Here is a 16,854-nt window from a genome sequence, read left to right on the forward strand (position 1 = left end):
CGGCCCCGGTGGTTCCTAGTGGCCCTGGTGGCCGGCGCTGGCGCTGTAGCCGAGCGGCCTGACCGGCACGCTGAGCTTCACGTCCTGGCGCTTGCCGGCCGCGTCTTCCACCTGCAAGGTCAGGTCGACGCGCTCGCCTTCCTTTACCTGGCGCTGCAGATCCATCAGCATGATGTGGTAGCCGCCGCTGGCCAGGTCGACCGGCTTCCCGGCCGGCAGGGCGATCGCGTCGACCCGGCGCATGCGCATGGTCTGGCCTTCCATCGCCATCTCGTGCAGCTCGGCGCGGCCGGCCACGCTGGATTGCACGCCGACCAGGCGCGCCGGCGCAGCGGACTGCACGCGCATGAACGCGCCGGTCACTTTCTGGGCCGGCACGGTGGCGCGGATCCACGGCTCGGTAACGCTCACCTGGGCGTGGACAAGGGAGGAAACGGCCAGCAGGCCGCCGGCGATCAGGGCAAGGAGGGGCGTTTTCATGGCGCCGATTATAGTCCGAATCGGGGCGCGCGGCTCAGGGCGCGCCGCGCAGGGTCTGGCGCTCGACCAGCACGGTATCGACGCCGTCGGTCAGCCACACCTGGCCGTCCTGGATCGTGCATTGCAGCTGCATGTTGCGCTTGGCCATCTTCTCCAGCTGGACGCTGGCCTCGTTCGGGATGTTGACCACACCCACGTTCCTGGCGCGCTCGATCTTGTTGGCGATGCCCTTGAACCAGATGTCGCTGGTGGCGCTGTAGCTGTACACCAGTACCCGCTCCGAGCGCCCGGCCGCCTTCAGCAGGCGCTTCTCGTCCGGCTGGCCGACCTCGAGCCACAGATCGATGGCGCCGGTCAGGTCCTTCTGCCACATGGCCGGTTCCTCGACGTCGAACAGGTCCTTGGTAAAGGCCAGCGCCGGATCCGCATGCAGCGCGAAGGCCAGTACGCGGATCATCACCCGCTCCTCGGTCTCGGAGGGGTGGCGGGCGATGGTCAGGGCATGGTCGCCGTAGTAGTTGCGGTCCATGTCGGCGATCGACAGGTCGGCCTTGTAGATGGTTGCCTTGAGAGCCATAGATGAATGCGGGTAAGGGTGCGGGTGGTGGATAGCCCGCTATTGTCGCACGCGTCCTGCCTGCATGGACAAGAGGCGGTATAGTCTCGTTGCCAAGAAACCCACGGAGACCAAGGATGACCAACGCATTTCCCCCGAACCAGCAGTTCCGCCTCGCCGCCCGTCCGCTCGGCATGCCGCGCCACGAAGACTGGCAGTTCCACGAAGAAGCCGTCGCCGAGGCGCAGGACGGCGGCATCGTGGTCAAGGTGCTGTACCTGTCGCTCGACCCGGCCATGCGTGGCTGGATGAACGAGGGCAAGTCCTACATCCGCCCGGTGGCGATCGGAGAAGTCATGCGCGCCGGCGGGCTGGGCATCGTCGTGGCCTCGAAGTCGCCGCGCTTCCAGGAAGGCGACTACGTGGTCGGCGGCACCGGCGTGCAGCGCTACTGGTCGGGTCCGGCCGACGACAAGACCGCCGCCTTCACCAGGATCGACCCCGCGCTGGCGCCGCCCACGGCCTGGCTCAATACCCTCGGCATGCCCGGCATGACCGCCTTCTTCGGCCTGCGCGAAGTGGGCCAGCCGAAGGCCGGCGAGACGGTGGTGGTCTCGGGTGCGGCCGGCGCGGTCGGCATGACGGTCGGCCAGGTAGCAAAGAAGATGGGCTGCCGCGTGGTCGGCATCGCCGGCGGCGAGGACAAGTGCCGCTTCGTGGTCGAGCAGCTCGGCTTCGACGCCTGCATCGACTACAAGGCCGGTCCGGTACACGCCGGCCTGAAGGAACACTGCCCGCAGGGCGTGGACGTCTATTTCGACAACGTCGGCGGCGACATCCTGGACGCGGTCCTCACCCGCATCAACATGAAGGCGCGCATCGTGATCTGCGGCGCGATCTCGCAGTACAACGCCACCAGCCAGGTCAAGGGGCCCGCCAACTACCTGTCGCTGCTGGTGAACCGCGCACGCATGGAAGGCATGGTGGTGTTCGACTATGCGCCGCGCTATGCCGAAGGCGTGGCCACGCTGGCGCAATGGATGCAGGAGGGTAGCGTCAAGAGCATCGAATACGTCACCGAAGGCTTCGAGCGCTTCCCCGAGGCGCTCCTGATGCTGTTCGAGGGCAGGAACCTGGGCAAGCTGGTACTCAAGGTGGCCGAAGCCTGAAACCGGCCGGCACCAGGACGGCCGTTCCCGGCGAAGGAACTAACGCTTCAGCCTCCTCTCTAAACGGCACGAGCGCAGCCATACGCGCTCGTTTCGATATCCAGGGCACACAAGGAGAGCGACATGGCGACAAGCAAAGAGAACGGCAAGGGCGGCCAGGTACCCGCCAAGCGCGGTTTCGCGGCGATGGACCAGAACCAGCAGCGCGAGATCGCCAGCAAGGGCGGGCAGGCGGCGCACCAGAAGGGCACGGCGCACGAGTTCGACTCGGAAGAAGCGCGCCGCGCCGGCCAGAAAGGCGGCGAGGCGGTCAGCCGCAACCGGGCGCACATGGCCGACATCGGGCGCAAGGGCGGCGAAAGCCGGCAGTCGGCCCAGCGCGCGGCCGCCGCGGCACGCAATGCCGGCAACCGGCAGGGAGGAAAGGAAGCGGAAGGAAAGCAGAAGGACAGCTGAAGGAGAACCGCGCCGGCCGGCCGGCTGGCGGGCGGCCGGCGCGGCAAACGCGGCCTGCGCACCTGGCTGCCGCGCCTGGGGAGCGGTGCCACGGCCCCATCTCGTGCACATGTGGCGGCGCCGTGCTACATTGCTGCCCCATGCACCCCCTCCCCTACCTGGCCGCCTATCCCGACGCCCTGCGTGCCCGGGCCGCCGCCCTGGTCGACGCCGGCCAGCTCGGCGCGGTGCTGCTGCGGCGCTACCCCGACGCGCACGGCATCCGCACCGACAAGGCCTTGTACGCCTATGTGCAGGAGCTGAAGGAACGTTACCTGCGCCAGGCCGGCACCGTGTCGCGGATCGCTTTCGACAGCAAGATCCAGGTCGTGCAGCATGCGCTGGGCCTGCATACGGCGATCTCGCGGGTACAGGGCAGCCGCCTCAAGGCCAAGCACGAGATCCGCATCGCCAGCGTGTTCAAGGACACCCCGCTGCCCTTCCTGCGCATGATCGCCGTGCACGAGCTAGCCCACCTCAAGGAAAAAGACCACGACAAGGCCTTCTACCAGTTGTGCTGCTGGATGGAGCCGCACTACCACCAGCTGGAGCTCGATATGAGGCTCTACCTGACTTGGCTCAAGTTAGGTGGTGAGCGGCTGTGGTAAGCCCTATGAAGCTCGTTGCCATCAAACAACACAAATTGTCAGATTGACTTATTTCCTAGTGTAAACATCTCGACTTTGTCAGGAGCCTTCGGTAGAGTTTGACTGCATGCTCGCGCGCTCGGGCAGCCCACGCTCTCCAGGCCATCGCAGCCGCAACCGACATCATGATCACTCCGTTTTCTTACCTGGCGCACCCGGCGCCGGCCACCCTGCGCGCCGGCAGGATCGCCTGCGGCCTGCTGGCCGCGACGCTGGCCGGCACCGCCGCGGCGGAGGCATCCCCCGCGTCCGCCGACGCGCCGGCGGCGCCGCGCTGGAAAATCTCCGGCTTCGGCACCGTGGGCGCGGTACACGCCAGCACCCGCAGCGCCGACTTCAGTTCCACTGTGCTGCACGCCACCGGCGCCGGTGCCAGCGAACGCTGGAGCCCGGACGTCGACAGCCGCCTGGGCGCCCAGCTCGACCTGACGCTGGGCCGCTGGTCAGCTGTGCTGCAGGTGCTCAGCGAACAGGACCTGGAAGGCAGCTACCGCCCGCACGTGGAATGGGCCAACATCAAATACCAGGCGACGCCGGACCTGGCGCTGCGCGCCGGGCGTATCGCGCTGCCGGTGTTCCTGGCCGCCGACTACCGCAAGGTCGGCTACACCCTGCCCTGGGTACGCCCGCCGGTCGAGGTCTATGGCGCGCTGCCGATCTCAAGCAGCGACGGCGTCGACGCCACCTGGCGCTGGGGCGCCGGCGCCACCCGCCACGCCACCCAGGCCTTCTTCGGCCGCACCGATACCCGTTTGTATGACGATCGGCGCCTGAAGGCGCGCAAGATCGCCGGCCTGTCGCACAGCATCGAGCACGGTGCGCTGAGCGCCCGCGTGTCCGCGCTCAGCGCGCGCCTGACGGCCGGCATCGGCACCGAAGTGTTCACGCCGCTGCGCGCCTTTGGTGCCCCCGGCGCCGCGCTGGCCGAGCGCTTTGCGATCGACGACAAGCGCGTTTCCATGCTCAGCGCCGGCTTCAGCTACGACCCCGGCCAGTGGTTCGTCAGCGCCGAGGCCGGGCGCGCCCATACCCGCTCGCTGCTGGGCAGCACCACGATGATGTACGCCGGCGCCGGCTACCGCATCGCCAGCCTCACGCCCTACCTTGGCCTTGCGCGGGTGCGCGCGCATGGCGCCACGCGCGATCCTGGACTGCCGCTGGCCGCGCTGCCGCCGCAGCTGCAGCCAACTGCCGCCGCCCTGAACGCCGGCCTGAATGTCTACCTGTCGACGATTCCGGTGCAGTCGAGCTTCAGCGCGGGCCTGCGCTGGGACCTGGCAAGCAGCGCCGCGCTCAAGCTGCAGTACGACCGCGCCCGGCCCACCGATGGCTCGCGCGGCACCCTGATCAACCAGCAGCCGGGATTCCGTTCCGGCCAGGCGGTGCACGTGGCCAGCGTCGCACTCGACTTCGTGTTCTGAGGCCGGCCATGGTGAAACGCATCCGTCTCGGGAAGACGCGTGCCCTGGCCGCGCTGGCGCTGGCGCTGGCGGCCGCGGGCGCCGCCCGCGCCGAACTGGTGGTGATCGTCTCGGCGCGCAACCCGCTGCCGGCCCTGTCGGGCGACCAGGTGGCCGCGATCTTCCTTGGCCAGTCCGGCCGCTTCCCGGACGGCGCCGAGGTGGTGGCGCTCGACCAGCGCCTCGGGTCGAACGAACGCAACCAGTTCTATTCCCAGGTCACCGGCAAGACCCCCGCCCTGCTCAAGGCCCACTGGTCGAAGATGGTGTTTACGGGACGCGGCCAGCCGCCGCGCGAACTGTCCGACAACGCCGCCGTGCGCCGCCTGGTGGCCGAGAACCCGGCGATGATCGGCTATATCGACCGGTCCGCGCTCGACGCCAGCGTGCGTCCGGTGCTGGTGCTGCGCTGAGCGATGGGCAGCCTGTCGCCGCCGTCAAGCCTGGCTTCCGTCCCGCCGCCCGACCGGCGGCGCGCGGCCCTGGTGCGCTGGCTCGGGCGCGGCCTCGAGACCCATGTCGCGCTGCCGCTGTTCGCGCTGTTCCTGATGGCAGTGCTGTGGGGTGGCGCGCTGCACATGATCGACGCCGAGGAACGGACCGCGGACGCGGCCGCCCGCGCCGCCACGCGCGAGCTGGTCGATACCTACGAAGCCCAGATGGCGCGCAGCCTGAGTGCGATCGACCAGACCCTGCGCGTGCTGCAGTACGCGGTCGAGATGAACGGCTCCGGCGCCGCGCTCGACATGCTTGCCGCGAAGGGCCTGCTGCCGCCCGGCCTGGTGTTCCAGGTCGCGATCATCGACGCGGACGGCCGCGTGCTGGCCAGTAATCCGCGCGCGCGGCGCGGGGCCGACGTCTCGCGCAGCGCCTGGTTCACGTGGCAACGCAGCCATGCAAGCGACATTCCCTTCGTCAGCGAAACCATCGGCCGCCACGAACCGCACGTGGTGTTCACGCGCCGCATCAACGACGCCGGCGGCCACTTTGCAGGGGTTGCCAGCGTAGCGGTTGATCCAGCCTATTTCACCAGTTCCTATGAGCGCACGCGCCTGGGCGCGCGCGGCCTGCTGGGCGTGGCCGGCACCGATGGCGTGGTGCGCGCGGCGCGCACCGGCGAGGCGCTGAGCTGGGGCCAGCGCGTAACTCTCGGCAAGGCGGACAGCGTGGCGCTGCACACCAGCGCCATCGACGGCGAACTGCGCTATGCCAGCGCACGGCCGCTGGGCGCCTTCCCGCTGGTGGCCGTGGTGGGCCTGTCGGAGTCCGAGCAGATGGCGGCCAGCCGCGACCGGCGCCGCGCCTGGCTGCTGGGCGCGGGCGCCGGCAGCGCCCTGCTGCTGCTGGTAGTCGGCCTGGTCAGCGCCTGGTCGTGGCAGCTGGCGAAGGCGCGCCGGCGCGAGCGCCGCGCACACGAAACCTATGCCGCTGCCTCCGAGGCCAGCCTGGACGCCTTCTTCGTGCTGCGCACCGTACACGATGTCGCCGGCCATGTTGCCGACTTCGTGGTCGACACCACCAACACCCGCGCCGAGCAGCTCACCGGCCTGGCCAAGACACGCATGCAGGGCCGGCGCCTGTCGGCCCTGCTCCCCCCCGCGTTCGGCCGCGACATCTTCGACGACATGGCGGCCGTGGCGACTGACGGGGTGGCGCGCGAGGCCGAGTGGCAGGCGCGTATGGATGCCGCGCCTGAGCGCTGGCTGCACCGCCAGGTGGTCCCGGTCGAGGGGGGGGTGGTGGCGATCGTGCGCGACATCACCGAGCGCAAGCAGACCGAGGAGCGCATCCGCCACCTGGCCCACCATGACGACCTGACCGGCCTGCCCAACCGCAGCCTGCTGCGCGACCGCCTCGGCCAGGCCATCCGCGACGCCGAGCGCAAGGGCAATGCGGTGGGCCTGGCCTTCATCGACCTGGACGGCTTCAAGCTGGTCAACGATGGCCTCGGCCACAATGCGGGCGACGAACTGCTGAAGGTCGTCGGCGAACGCATGGGCCGCTGCCTGCGCCGCAACGACACCCTGGCGCGCTTCGGCGGCGACGAATTCGTGATCCTGCTGCCGGACCTGTCGGGCGACCCGGGCGCCATCACGCCGCTGCTGGACAAGGTGCGCCAGGCGGTCACCGAGCCGGTCGAGGTCGAGGGCCAGGAGGTGCAGGTCAGCTGCAGCATGGGCGTGGTGCTCTACCCGCGCGATGGCCAGGACGCCAATACCCTCATGATGAATGCCGACGCGGCCATGTACCGCGCCAAGGAAAACAAGGACAGCTTCCAGTTCTATGCCAGCGAGATGAACGCCAGCATCGAGGAGAAGCTGGTGCTGCTCGAAGGCCTGCGCGGCGCGCTCGAGGCCTGCGTCGATCCGGCCTGCCAGGACCCGGCGGCCTGCCAGTTCCAGCTGCTGTACCAGCCCAAGGTCGACCTGCGCAGCGGCCGCCTGTTCGGGGTCGAGGCCCTGATTCGCTGGCAGCATCCGGAACAGGGCCTGATCTCGCCGCTGCGCTTCATCGGCCTGGCCGAGGAGAGCGGCCTGGTGGTCCCGCTGGGCGACTGGGTGCTGCGCACCGCCTGCGCCCAGGCCCAGGCCTGGCACGCCGCCGGGCTGCCGCCGCTGACGGTGTCTGTCAACGTGTCGGCCCGCCAGTTCGAGGACAAGCGCCTGGTCGAGCGCGTCGCCGGCGCGCTGCGCGACAGCGGGCTGGCGCCGGCGGCGCTGGAGCTCGAAGTCACCGAGAGCGCGATCATGCGCGACCTGGCGCGCTCGGTCGAGACGATGCGCGAACTGGAAGCGATGGGCGTGTCGCTGTCGATCGACGATTTCGGTACCGGTTATTCAAGCCTGTCGGCGCTCAAGTCGTTCCCGATCAGCAGGCTTAAAATCGACAAGAGCTTCGTCCGCGATCTGGCCCACAACCCCGACGACCAGGCCATTGCGATGGCCGTCATCTCGCTGGGCCACAAGCTGGATCTGCGGGTCATTGCCGAAGGGGTCGAGACCGAGCAGCAACGCGACTTCCTGCGCGCCAACGACTGCGACGAGATGCAAGGCTACCTGTTCAGCCGTCCGGTCCCGCCCGGGCAGATCGCGGCACTGCTGGCGCGGTAGGGCGATCCAGGCCGCGCCAGGTCGCCGATGCCAACCCAACTGGAGATGCCATGTCCCTGCTGCGCCGGTTCATCGTCCTGCTCTGCGGTACCGATCCCGGCCTGCGCCGCATGCTGCAGTACTGGGTCGCCACCGCCGTGCTGTACACGGCCTGCATCGTGCTGCTGCTGGTCCAGGTCGAGCGCGGCATCACGGCGCCGGCGGCGGCGGGCCGGCTGATCGCCTTCAACGGCTGCGGCGCGCTGGCCTTCTGCGTCCTGGTGCGCGCCGGCGCCCGCCTCGGACTCGCGCCCGACCAGCTGGCCGTGTCGCAGGCCATCTTCTCGCTGGTGTGCGGCATGTGGCTGTACGCGATCTCCGGCCCGATGCGCGCGGCCGTACTCCTGATGACGGTGGTGATCCTGGTGTTCTGCATGTTCGCGGCGCGTCCGCGCCAGACCATGCTGCTGTCGATCGGCGCCCTCGTCTGCGCCGGCGGCCTGATGTGGTGGCTGCAGGACAGCGACCCGGCCAGCTTCCCACCCCTGACCGAGGCGATCACCTTCAGCTACCTGGCCAGCGCGCTGCTCGCCACCGCGGTGCTGAGCGGCGAGATGCACAAGCTGCGCTCGCGCCTGAAAAGCCAGCGCCACGAACTGAGCGAGGCGCTCGACACGATCCGCGTCCTGGCCACGGTGGACGACCTGACCTCGCTGGTCAACCGGCGCCACATGCACGAGGTGCTTGCCGCCGAGGAGCGGCGCCAGGCCAGCGATCCCGCCAGTGGCCGGCCGAGCTGCATCGCCCTGCTCGACATCGACTTCTTCAAGCAGGTCAACGACCAGTTCGGCCATGCGGTGGGCGATGCCGTGCTGCGTGGCTTCTCGGCGGAGGCGCGCGCCGCGCTGCGCGTCAATGACGTGCTGGCGCGCTGGGGCGGCGAGGAATTCCTGCTACTGCTGCCGGATACCGCGCCCGAGGACGCGCGCATGGTCCTCGAACGCATGGCCGAGCGGGTCAGCGTGATGACGGTGCCGGGCCTGAACGGACGCCGCATCAGCTTCTCGGCCGGCCTGGCCACCCGACAGCTCGGCGAACCGTTCTCGGACGCCATCCAGCGGGCCGACAAGGCCTTGTACCAGGCCAAGGAAGCGGGGCGCGACCGGATCGTACTGGCCTGAACGAAACGCGAAGGAAAACTACTCTCTCCCGGAAGAGTTCGTTGCCGAAGCCACGTTCTTCTGTTACTTTACTACATCGACGACTTCCTGCCGGAGATGTGGTGTTCAGATCCCTCCTTCTCATCGCGGCCCTGCTGCCCGCCGCCTGGGCCGCCGCCGCCCCTTACCAGATCCAGCACGTAGAGCCGCCTCACTGGTGGGCCGGCATGAAGCGCCCGGGCCTGCAACTGATGGTCCATGGCGAGAAGATCGGCGAACTGGCGCCCTCGCTCGCCCATCCGGGCGTGCGCATTACCGGGGTCGAACGCACCGACAACCCGAACTACCTGTTCGTCAACCTGGACATCGGCAAGGATGCCCGGCCGGGCGAATTCACGCTGCTGTTCCGGCGCGGGAAAGAACTGGTGACCAGCCACCGCTACCGGCTCGAAGCGCGCCGCCCCGGCTCGGCCCAGCGGCGCAGCTTCGGCGCCGCCGACGCCATCTACCTCCTGATGCCGGACCGCTTCGCCAACGGCGACCCGGCCAACGACCGGGCCGGGATGCTGGAAGGCGCCGAGCGCGCCGACCCGGTGAAGCGCCACGGCGGCGACCTGGCCGGCATGCGCGCCCATCTCGACTACATCCGCGGCCTCGGCTTCACCATGGTCTGGCCCACGCCCCTGCTCGAGAACGAGCAGCCGGCCTACTCCTACCACGGCTACGCGCTCACCGACTACTACCGGATCGATCCGCGCTTCGGCAGCAATGCCGATTACCGCGACTACGTGGCCACCGCCAACGCGCGCGGCCTCGGCGTGATCCAGGACATCGTCGTGAACCACATCGGCACCGGCCACTGGTGGATGCGCGACCTGCCGGCGCGCGACTGGATCAACCACGGCACCACCTTCAAGCCCACCAACAACCAGCACACGGTGGCCCAGGACATCCACGCGGCGCCGGAGGAAAAGGCGCGCTTCTTCGACGGCTGGTTCGTCGAGACCATGCCCGACCTGAACCAGCGCAACCCGCTGGTGGCGCGCTACCTGATCCAGAACACGCTGTGGTGGATCGAGTACGCCAACCTGTCGGGCATCCGCGAAGACACCTATTCGTATTCCGATCCGGCTTTTCTCAACGACTGGAACCGCGCCGTGGCCGCGGAATACCCGCGCATGAACGTGGTGGGCGAGGAGATGGACGCGCGGCCACACATGGTAGCCTACTGGCAGAAGGGCGTCGTCAACCGCGACGGCTACGCTTCCGAACTCCCCACAGTCATGGACTTCCCGCTGTCCGACACCGCCGCCGAGGCGCTGGCCGAGCCGGAGTCGCATAACAAGGGCCTGATCCGGATCTACGAGATCATCGCGGCCGACTACCTGTACGCCGATCCGATGCGGCTGATGGTCTTCCCGGACAACCACGACCGCCCGCGCATCCTGGCGCAGGTCGACGACAAGCCGGAACTGGCGAAAACCAACCTGATCCTGATGGCGACCACGCGCGGCATCCCGCAGATGTTCTACGGCACCGAGATCCTGATCTCGAGCCCGAAGGAGCGCAACGACGGCGTGCTGCGCGCCGACATGCCGGGCGGCTGGGCCGGAGACCGGGTGAACGCCTTCACCGGCGCCGGCTTGAGCCCGGCCCAGCGCGACATGCAGGCCTTCGTGCGCACCCTGTTCAACTGGCGCAAGACCAGTTCCGCCGTGACAAAGGGCAAGCTGACCCACTACTTGCCGCGCGACGGCAGCTACGTCTACTTCCGCCACGACGGCAAGCAGACGGTGATGGTGGTGCTCAACAAGAATGCCAAGGACAGCACGCTCGACCTGGCGCGCTTCGCCGGCATGACCAAGGGCGCGCGCCGCGCCACCAACGTGCTTACCGGCGCGGCGGTCGACCTGGGCGCGCCGCTGGCGCTGCCGGCCATGACCTCGGTGGTGCTGGCTTGGTAAGCCAGGCCGGGAGCCCGGCCAGCGGGCGCGTGCTGGTGGCCGGCGGCGTCGGCATCGACACCATCGTGCGCGTGCCCGCCTGCCGCTGGCGATGGCCGATTCGGTCCAGGTGCCGCCCGTGTGCGACTACGTGGCCCATACCGGCAACGACGTCGCGCCCGGCCTGCTGGCCCTGGGCCACCGTCCGCTGCTGATCGACTTCATCGGCGCGGACGCGCAGGCGGCGCTGGTCCATGCCCGCTACCGCGAGCGCGGACTCGACGTCGATTACCTGGTGCACGAGAGCGGCACCCGGCGCAGCGTCAACCTGGTGGCCCCGGATGGCCGCCGGATCTCGCTGTACGACGGCCGCCATCCGCATGACTTGCGCATGCAGCGCAGCTTCTACCTGCCGTGCATGCAGCAGGCCGAGCACGTCCACCTGAGCATCCTGCCCTGGGCTGCCGAGCTGTTCGACGATGCGGCGGCGCTTGGCCTGCCGGTATCGACCGACCTGCACGACTGGGACGGCAGCAATCCCTATCACCATCCGTTCGCCTGGCGCGCCGACCTGGTGTTCCTGAGCGCCGCGGCGCTGGGCGACGGCGTATTCGAGACGATGCGCGGCATCGTACGCAACGGCCGGGCGCAGGTGGTGGTGGCCACCAGCGGCGCGGCCGGCAGCCATGCGCTGGCGCGCGGGGACGACATGATCCGCCACACCGCCTGCGCGATGCTGGGTGGGCCGGTGGTCGACAGCAACGGCGCCGGCGACGTCTTTTCGTCCGCCTTCCTGCACGCCTGGTTCGCGGGCGCGCCGCTGGAAGCCTGCATGCGCACGGGCGCGATCGGCGGCGCCTTTGCCTGCCGCTTCCACGGCACCGCCGAACGCAGCCTGGGGCTGGCCGAGCTGGCGCGCTACCGTGCGGCCGCGCCGGCTGCGCACGGCTAGCGTCGCCCTGGCCGACTGCGCGGTCGAGCACGAGATCACGGTGGCGAGCGATGGCGAGGAAGCCGACCGGCTGGCCGGCCGGCATTGCTTCGACCTGCTGCTGCTCGACATCAAGATGCCGCGCGTGGACGGATTCGAACTGATGGAGCGCCTGCGCGAGCGCGCCGCCTGCCGGCTGCCCGTGATCGTCCTGTCCGGTTCAACGCTGTTCACCGACCGCGCGCGCGCCGACGCGCTGGGCGCGATCGAGTTCGTGCACAAGGCGCTGGACTACGACGAGTTCAGGCACGGGTTGAAGGCCGCGCTGGGCCGCCACCGCTTCTGCTAGGTGGCACTTCCTTCTATCAGGCCCTCAGCAGGCGCGGCAAGGACTTGCCCGGCACCATGTGGGGGAACAGGGCGCGCGCCACCTTGTCCGGTTCCACCCGGAACAGCTCGGCGCAGGTTTGCGCGATGAGCGTCTCGAGCGCCAGCGTGGGCCGCAGGTCGCGTCCATCGAGCAGGTCGCCCGGCCCCAGGCCGGGCCAGTCGGCCAGCACCCGGCCGCCCTGCACCGCGCCGCCCACCAGCATCGCCGCGGCGCCGGTCCCGTGGTCGGTCCCGCCAGTGCCGTTGGTCGCCACGGTCCGCCCGAATTCGGTCGCGACCAGCACCACGGTCTGGCTCCAGGCAGCCCCCAGTCCCTGGCGCAGGCCTGCAACCAGGCCATCCAGGTTGCGCAGCTGGGCTGCCAGACGGCCATGCTGTCCGCTGTGGGTATCCCAGCCGCCGGTGTCGATCATTGCGATGCGCGGACCGTCGGCGCGGGCCAGGAAGCTGGCCGCCCTGCGGCCGGTCTCCTGGGCGTTCTGGCGCTTGCCGCCCTCTGCGGAACCGGCCATGTTGCGGGCTTCCAGCGCTGCCGACCACAGGGCATGCAATTGGGCGTCGTCGGCATACAGCTGCTCGACCCGCATCAGGAGATCCTCGTTGGCTTCGGGCAGCGCCGACGGCGCGTACGAGGTGACCGCCACCGGGCCGCGCAAGGCCATCGGCACCGTGGGCGCAAAGGCAATCGCATCCCTTCCAGGGCGCGACAGCATGCCGACCAGGCGGTTCATCCAGCCATCCTTCAGCTGGTACGGCAGTTGTCCGCCGGTCTCCAGCACGTTCTGCCCGTCGAAGTGCGAACGTTCGCGGTAGCTGGAAGCGACCGCGTGAAAGAGGCTGGCCTGCCCCACCCGATAAAGTCCTGCGAGCTCGGACAGTGCCGGATGCAGCGCGAAGCTGCCGTCCAGCTTGTGTGCCGAAGCCGGGTCGATGGCGAGGGCGCCGCGCAGGGACGCATAGGCAGGTTCCGCATACGGGATCAGGATATGCAAGCCATCGGCGGCGCCGCGCTGAATGACGAAGATGAAGCGACGCTCGGTCGCCGCCTGCGCGAAGCTCACGCGTGGGGCGCCCAGCAGTGCCACGGCGCCGGCAAGAAATTGTCGTCGGTCGAGTGTCATGTTATCTCCGCAGGAATTCGGGTGACGCGAGCAATAGCGCAAGGGCGGTCGCCGGGCTCTCCGCACGCGCCAGCGCGGTGCGGGTACGCTCGCCGAGCGCGCCGGGCAGGATGCGTGGCGCCAGCGTCCTGGCATCCACGCCGGCGCCGGACTGCGCCGCCAGCCGCTGCGCCAGCTCGACGCGGCGCAGCAAGGCATCGGGCGCGGCCCACGCCGAGGCCGTGTCGCCCCATCCTGCCGGCGAGCCGGGGCGCCAGACAGGCTGGCCCAGCTGGTTCATGAAGTTTGCCACCTGGGTCGGCGGCAGCTCGCGCCGGCCCAGCGCCCGCATCGCGGACACCGTCCATTCCCAGGGCGATTTGAACTTGCCCGGACCGGGCGCCCAGGCTTCCGGCGCCATCACGAGCTCGCGGTACAGGCTCGGCAGGTCACCGCCGCTACGCGCGAAGCTGTCGGCCAGGCGGCGCACCAGGCTCGCCGGCGGATCGTCGGCGACGAAGTGGCGCGCCAGCTTGGTGGCGATGTGCGTGGCGGTGGCCGGCGCCTGCGCGAGCTCGCGCAGGACGGCGCGCGCCTGTTCCTCCCCGCCAGACGCATAGCTGCGTCCCAGCACGGTCCGGTCGCCGGGCTCGTGCAGGCCCGCCACGAAGCGGAACGTGGCCGGCGTTGCGTCGGCCGGCTCGTCGCCGGGCAGCGTCCACCCGGTCAAGGCGCGCGCCAGTTCAGTGACATCGGCCTGCGAATAGCCGCTGCGTACGCCGAGGGTATGCAGCTCGAGGATTTCGCGCGCCAGGTTTTCGTTCAGCCCCCCGCCGCCGGCCTGGCCGTCCCGGCGCATGGCGGCGCGCCGCCCGGCGGGACTGTTCGGACCGGTGGAGCGGGCCTGATCCAGGTAAAGCAGCATCGCCGGGTGGCGCACCGCGGCCAGCAACAGGTCTTCGAAGCGGCCCAGCACGTGCGGACGGATGGCATCAAGCTCGAACGCGCCGGCCAGGCCGATCACCAGCAGCTTGTCGACCGAGACGGCGAAGTGGTTGGCCCAGAAATGGACGAGGCGTTCGACAAAGGGGGTGGCGCTTTGCAGCGCGCTGGCGGCACGGGCGCCGACGGCCGCCTGGTAGGCCTGGCGGCCGCTTCTCAGGTAGGCTTCACGGATGCCGCTCCTCTGGTCCTCGGGTGCGGCGCGCACGGCGCGCTGCTGCGCCGCCCACGCGGCGGCCAGGGCCGGGGTGCGCGGCAGCGCTTTCCAGGGGGCCGGCACGGCCTCGTAGCCGTCGAGCTGCGCGAGCAGCCAGCGGCGCGCATCGCGCGGCAAGGCGTCGGCTGGCTGGACACCGAGGCCGAAACGGTTCAATGCAATCGATTCAGGGGTCATGGGCTCCGTTCGGCGCACCGTGGCGCGGCGCTCTCGCATACCGATCAAAAATGTGCTGACAAGCCTATTCCACTAGGCAATGGAAAAAGTTCCAGCAATTTTCAAGACGGTGCGGCGGGCCCGGAGACCGCACCCGCTCCTTGCCCCGACCTAGCGGGTGCGCAGGCGCCGGATCAGCGCGTCCGGATCGGCATCCACCTGCATCAGCTCGAGGTGCTGGCTGCGGACGAAGCCTTCCGCGCACTGGTGGCGCACGAAATCCACCAGCCCGTCCCAGAAACCGTTGGCGTTGAGCAGGCCGATCGGCTTGGCATGAATGCCCAGCTGGGCCCAGGTGAGCATCTCGAACAGCTCTTCCAGCGTGCCCATCCCGCCCGGCATGGCGATGAAGCCTTCGGACAGTTCGGCCATCATGGCCTTGCGCTCGTGCATGTCCTTGACCACGAACTGCCGGGTCAGGCCGGCGTGGCCGACTTCGCGCTCAAGCAGCGCCTTGGGGATCACGCCGGTGGCTTCACCGCCCAGGCGCAGCACTTCATCGGCGATCTCGCCCATCAGGCCCACCTTGCCGCCGCCATACACGAGGCCGATGTTGTGCTCGACCAGCGCGCGGGCCAGCAGCCGCGCGGCCTCGGTGTAGATCGGGTTGACGCCATGCGAGGCGCCGCAGTAGACGGCAAGGGTTTTCATGGATCGCTTTGCGTGTTACAGGAAATCGGCGCCGGGCCTGGCCTCGGCGGACAGCTTCTTGAGGTATTCCTCGGACAGCTTCTCGAACAGCAGGCGGGTATCGCCGCGCAGGTAGGGTCCGAGCATGGAAAGCACCTGGTAGCAGCCGCGCGCCAGCGCATCGGCGATGGCCTGCTGCTCGCTGTACCTGCGCGGGTTGCGCACGTATTCGTAGGACAGCCAGTAGGTCGCCACCACCACCATGTTGGTCGCCATGGCCGCGATCTGCTGCTCACCCGCTTCGAGCGAGCCTTCGCTGCGCAGGTCCTCGCACAGCTGGCGCGCGACCTTGATCTTGTGCGCCAGGATCGCCTTGAAGTGCAGTTCCAGCTTGCGGTTGCGCGACAGCAGGTCGTTCAGGTCGCGGTAGAAGAAGCGGTAGCGCCAGATCAGCTCGAACATCAGGTGCAGGTAGAGCCACACGTCCTCCATGTTGGAGCGGCGCCCGGCCGGCACGGTGAGAATGCGCTCGATCTCCGCCTCGAACTGGTTGAAGATCGAATTGACGATGTCGTCCTTGTTCCGGAAGTGATAGTACAGGTTGCCGGGCGAGATATTCATCTCCTCGGCGATGACGGTCGTCGTGATGTTCGGCTCGCCGAACTCGTTGAACAGCCTGAGCGAGAGCTCGAGGATGCGTTCACGGGTCCGGCGCGGAGCTTTTTGTTGCATGAAGGGCGAAGTTTGTGGTTCCAGGCGGGAGAATAACATCAAATGCTGTCAAGCAGACAGCATTGGCAGGCCCCTTTCAGGCTTCGCCGTCCTGGTCCGCTGCCGCGCGCGCTTGCGGCGGACGCTGCGGCTGCCCTTGCAGCTGTTCCTGCAGTTGCGCCAGCATCAGTTCGAGCGCGTCGACGCGGCGCCGCAGCGCCTCGACCTCGCTCGCGGCGGGCACGCCGATGGTGGCCAGGGCGCGCGCCACGCGTTCCTCGAACACCTGTTCCAGCTTGCCCCAGGATCCGCCACTGCGCCCGCTCTTGCGGGTGGCCCGCTCGGCCACGCGCGCGACCGTGCCGCCGGTGTCTTCGACCTCGCGTGCGCGGCGCGCCAGCACGCCGCCGTCGCGCACCAGGCGTGCGAACGAACGCCCCCCCTCGCCCGCTTCCTGGGCCTGGGCGAAGGCCCCCAGGCCGGCCTGCCAGATCTGCTGGGCCGAGGCGCGTACGGCGCGCGCCAGCGCCTCGTCGTCGTCCTCGGGCGGGAGTTTCCTGCTCATGCATGGTCCTTGTGAACTGCTTCGGGCCATTGTAAGCACGCACGCTAGAAGCCGGATTCTAAAGCGCCGTGCCCAGTGGGCGCCGGCGCCGGC

Annotated in this window: 17 protein-coding genes; 10 read left to right on the top strand and 7 right to left on the bottom strand. The window is 69.2% G+C overall.

The genetic code is table 11. From position 1 onward, the window contains the following. Window positions 1–15: 15 nt before the first annotated feature. Complete coding sequence (locus tag LE190_RS11585) at window positions 16–480, bottom strand: copper chaperone PCu(A)C (protein ID WP_225238827.1); 465 nt, start codon at window positions 478–480, stop codon at window positions 16–18. 34 nt (window positions 481–514) lie between these two features. Further along, a complete protein-coding gene (locus LE190_RS11590) occupies window positions 515–1,057 on the bottom strand; it encodes a YaeQ family protein (protein WP_225238828.1) in 543 nt (180 codons plus the stop codon). A 116-nt stretch (window positions 1,058–1,173) separates the two neighbouring features. Here LE190_RS11590 and LE190_RS11595 point away from each other — a divergent pair, with 116 nt between their 5' ends. The 10 genes from LE190_RS11595 to LE190_RS11640 all read left to right on the top strand — a co-directional run bounded on the left by LE190_RS11595 (window position 1,174) and on the right by LE190_RS11640 (window position 12,279). Next, complete coding sequence (locus LE190_RS11595; RefSeq protein ID WP_225238829.1) at window positions 1,174–2,205, top strand: NADP-dependent oxidoreductase; 1,032 nt, start codon at window positions 1,174–1,176, stop codon at window positions 2,203–2,205. A 123-nt stretch (window positions 2,206–2,328) separates the two neighbouring features. Then, complete coding sequence (locus LE190_RS11600; RefSeq protein ID WP_225238830.1) at window positions 2,329–2,661, top strand: KGG domain-containing protein; 333 nt, start codon at window positions 2,329–2,331, stop codon at window positions 2,659–2,661. A gap of 140 nt (window positions 2,662–2,801) precedes the next feature. Beyond that, window positions 2,802–3,308 carry a YgjP-like metallopeptidase domain-containing protein gene (locus tag LE190_RS11605; protein ID WP_225238831.1) on the top strand — a complete coding sequence of 169 codons (507 nt, stop codon included), beginning with the start codon at window positions 2,802–2,804 and terminating at the stop codon, window positions 3,306–3,308. Between the two features lie 164 nt (window positions 3,309–3,472). Then, window positions 3,473–4,768 carry a hypothetical protein gene (locus LE190_RS11610; protein WP_225238832.1) on the top strand — a complete coding sequence of 432 codons (1,296 nt, stop codon included), beginning with the start codon at window positions 3,473–3,475 and terminating at the stop codon, window positions 4,766–4,768. An 8-nt stretch (window positions 4,769–4,776) separates the two neighbouring features. Continuing rightward, window positions 4,777–5,220, top strand: coding sequence for a type 2 periplasmic-binding domain-containing protein (locus LE190_RS11615; RefSeq protein ID WP_225238833.1), 444 nt, complete (start codon window positions 4,777–4,779; stop codon window positions 5,218–5,220). 3 nt (window positions 5,221–5,223) lie between these two features. Then, a complete protein-coding gene (locus LE190_RS11620; RefSeq protein WP_225238834.1) occupies window positions 5,224–7,917 on the top strand; it encodes a bifunctional diguanylate cyclase/phosphodiesterase in 2,694 nt (897 codons plus the stop codon). Window positions 7,918–7,967: 50 nt separating this feature from the next. Beyond that, window positions 7,968–9,077, top strand: a complete 1,110-nt coding sequence (locus LE190_RS11625; protein WP_225238835.1) for a GGDEF domain-containing protein — start codon at window positions 7,968–7,970, stop codon at window positions 9,075–9,077. Between the two features lie 101 nt (window positions 9,078–9,178). Then, entirely contained in the window at window positions 9,179–11,020 is a 1,842-nt protein-coding gene (locus tag LE190_RS11630; RefSeq protein WP_225238836.1) for a glycoside hydrolase family 13 protein, read from the top strand. A gap of 91 nt (window positions 11,021–11,111) precedes the next feature. Continuing rightward, window positions 11,112–11,951: a carbohydrate kinase family protein gene (locus LE190_RS11635; protein WP_225238837.1), complete on the top strand. Its 840-nt coding sequence runs from the start codon at window positions 11,112–11,114 to the stop codon at window positions 11,949–11,951. Then, the gene (locus tag LE190_RS11640) at window positions 11,923–12,279 is read left to right on the top strand and encodes a response regulator (RefSeq protein WP_225238838.1); all 357 of its coding nucleotides are present in this window, start codon (window positions 11,923–11,925) and stop codon (window positions 12,277–12,279) included. The genes LE190_RS11635 and LE190_RS11640 overlap by 29 nt, the downstream gene beginning before the upstream one ends. 16 nt (window positions 12,280–12,295) lie before the next feature. Here LE190_RS11640 and LE190_RS11645 read toward each other — a convergent pair whose 3' ends face one another. The 5 genes from LE190_RS11645 to LE190_RS11665 form a co-directional block, all read right to left on the bottom strand. Beyond that, the gene (locus tag LE190_RS11645; RefSeq protein ID WP_225238839.1) at window positions 12,296–13,441 is read right to left on the bottom strand and encodes a DUF1501 domain-containing protein; all 1,146 of its coding nucleotides are present in this window, start codon (window positions 13,439–13,441) and stop codon (window positions 12,296–12,298) included. A 1-nt stretch (window position 13,442) separates the two neighbouring features. After that, on the bottom strand, window positions 13,443–14,816 hold the full coding sequence (locus tag LE190_RS11650; RefSeq protein ID WP_225238840.1) for a DUF1800 domain-containing protein: 1,374 nt from the start codon (window positions 14,814–14,816) through the stop codon (window positions 13,443–13,445). Between the two features lie 150 nt (window positions 14,817–14,966). Next, entirely contained in the window at window positions 14,967–15,506 is a 540-nt protein-coding gene (locus LE190_RS11655; RefSeq protein ID WP_224945776.1) for an LOG family protein, read from the bottom strand. Between the two features lie 15 nt (window positions 15,507–15,521). Next, window positions 15,522–16,217: a TetR/AcrR family transcriptional regulator gene (locus tag LE190_RS11660; protein WP_224945777.1), complete on the bottom strand. Its 696-nt coding sequence runs from the start codon at window positions 16,215–16,217 to the stop codon at window positions 15,522–15,524. A 76-nt stretch (window positions 16,218–16,293) separates the two neighbouring features. Beyond that, window positions 16,294–16,761: a phasin family protein gene (locus LE190_RS11665; protein ID WP_225238841.1), complete on the bottom strand. Its 468-nt coding sequence runs from the start codon at window positions 16,759–16,761 to the stop codon at window positions 16,294–16,296. Window positions 16,762–16,854 lie beyond the last annotated feature (93 nt).

The sequence above is a fragment of the Massilia hydrophila genome, from assembly GCF_020208145.1.
In the GTDB taxonomy this organism is placed as follows: domain Bacteria; phylum Pseudomonadota; class Gammaproteobacteria; order Burkholderiales; family Burkholderiaceae_D; genus Telluria; species Telluria hydrophila.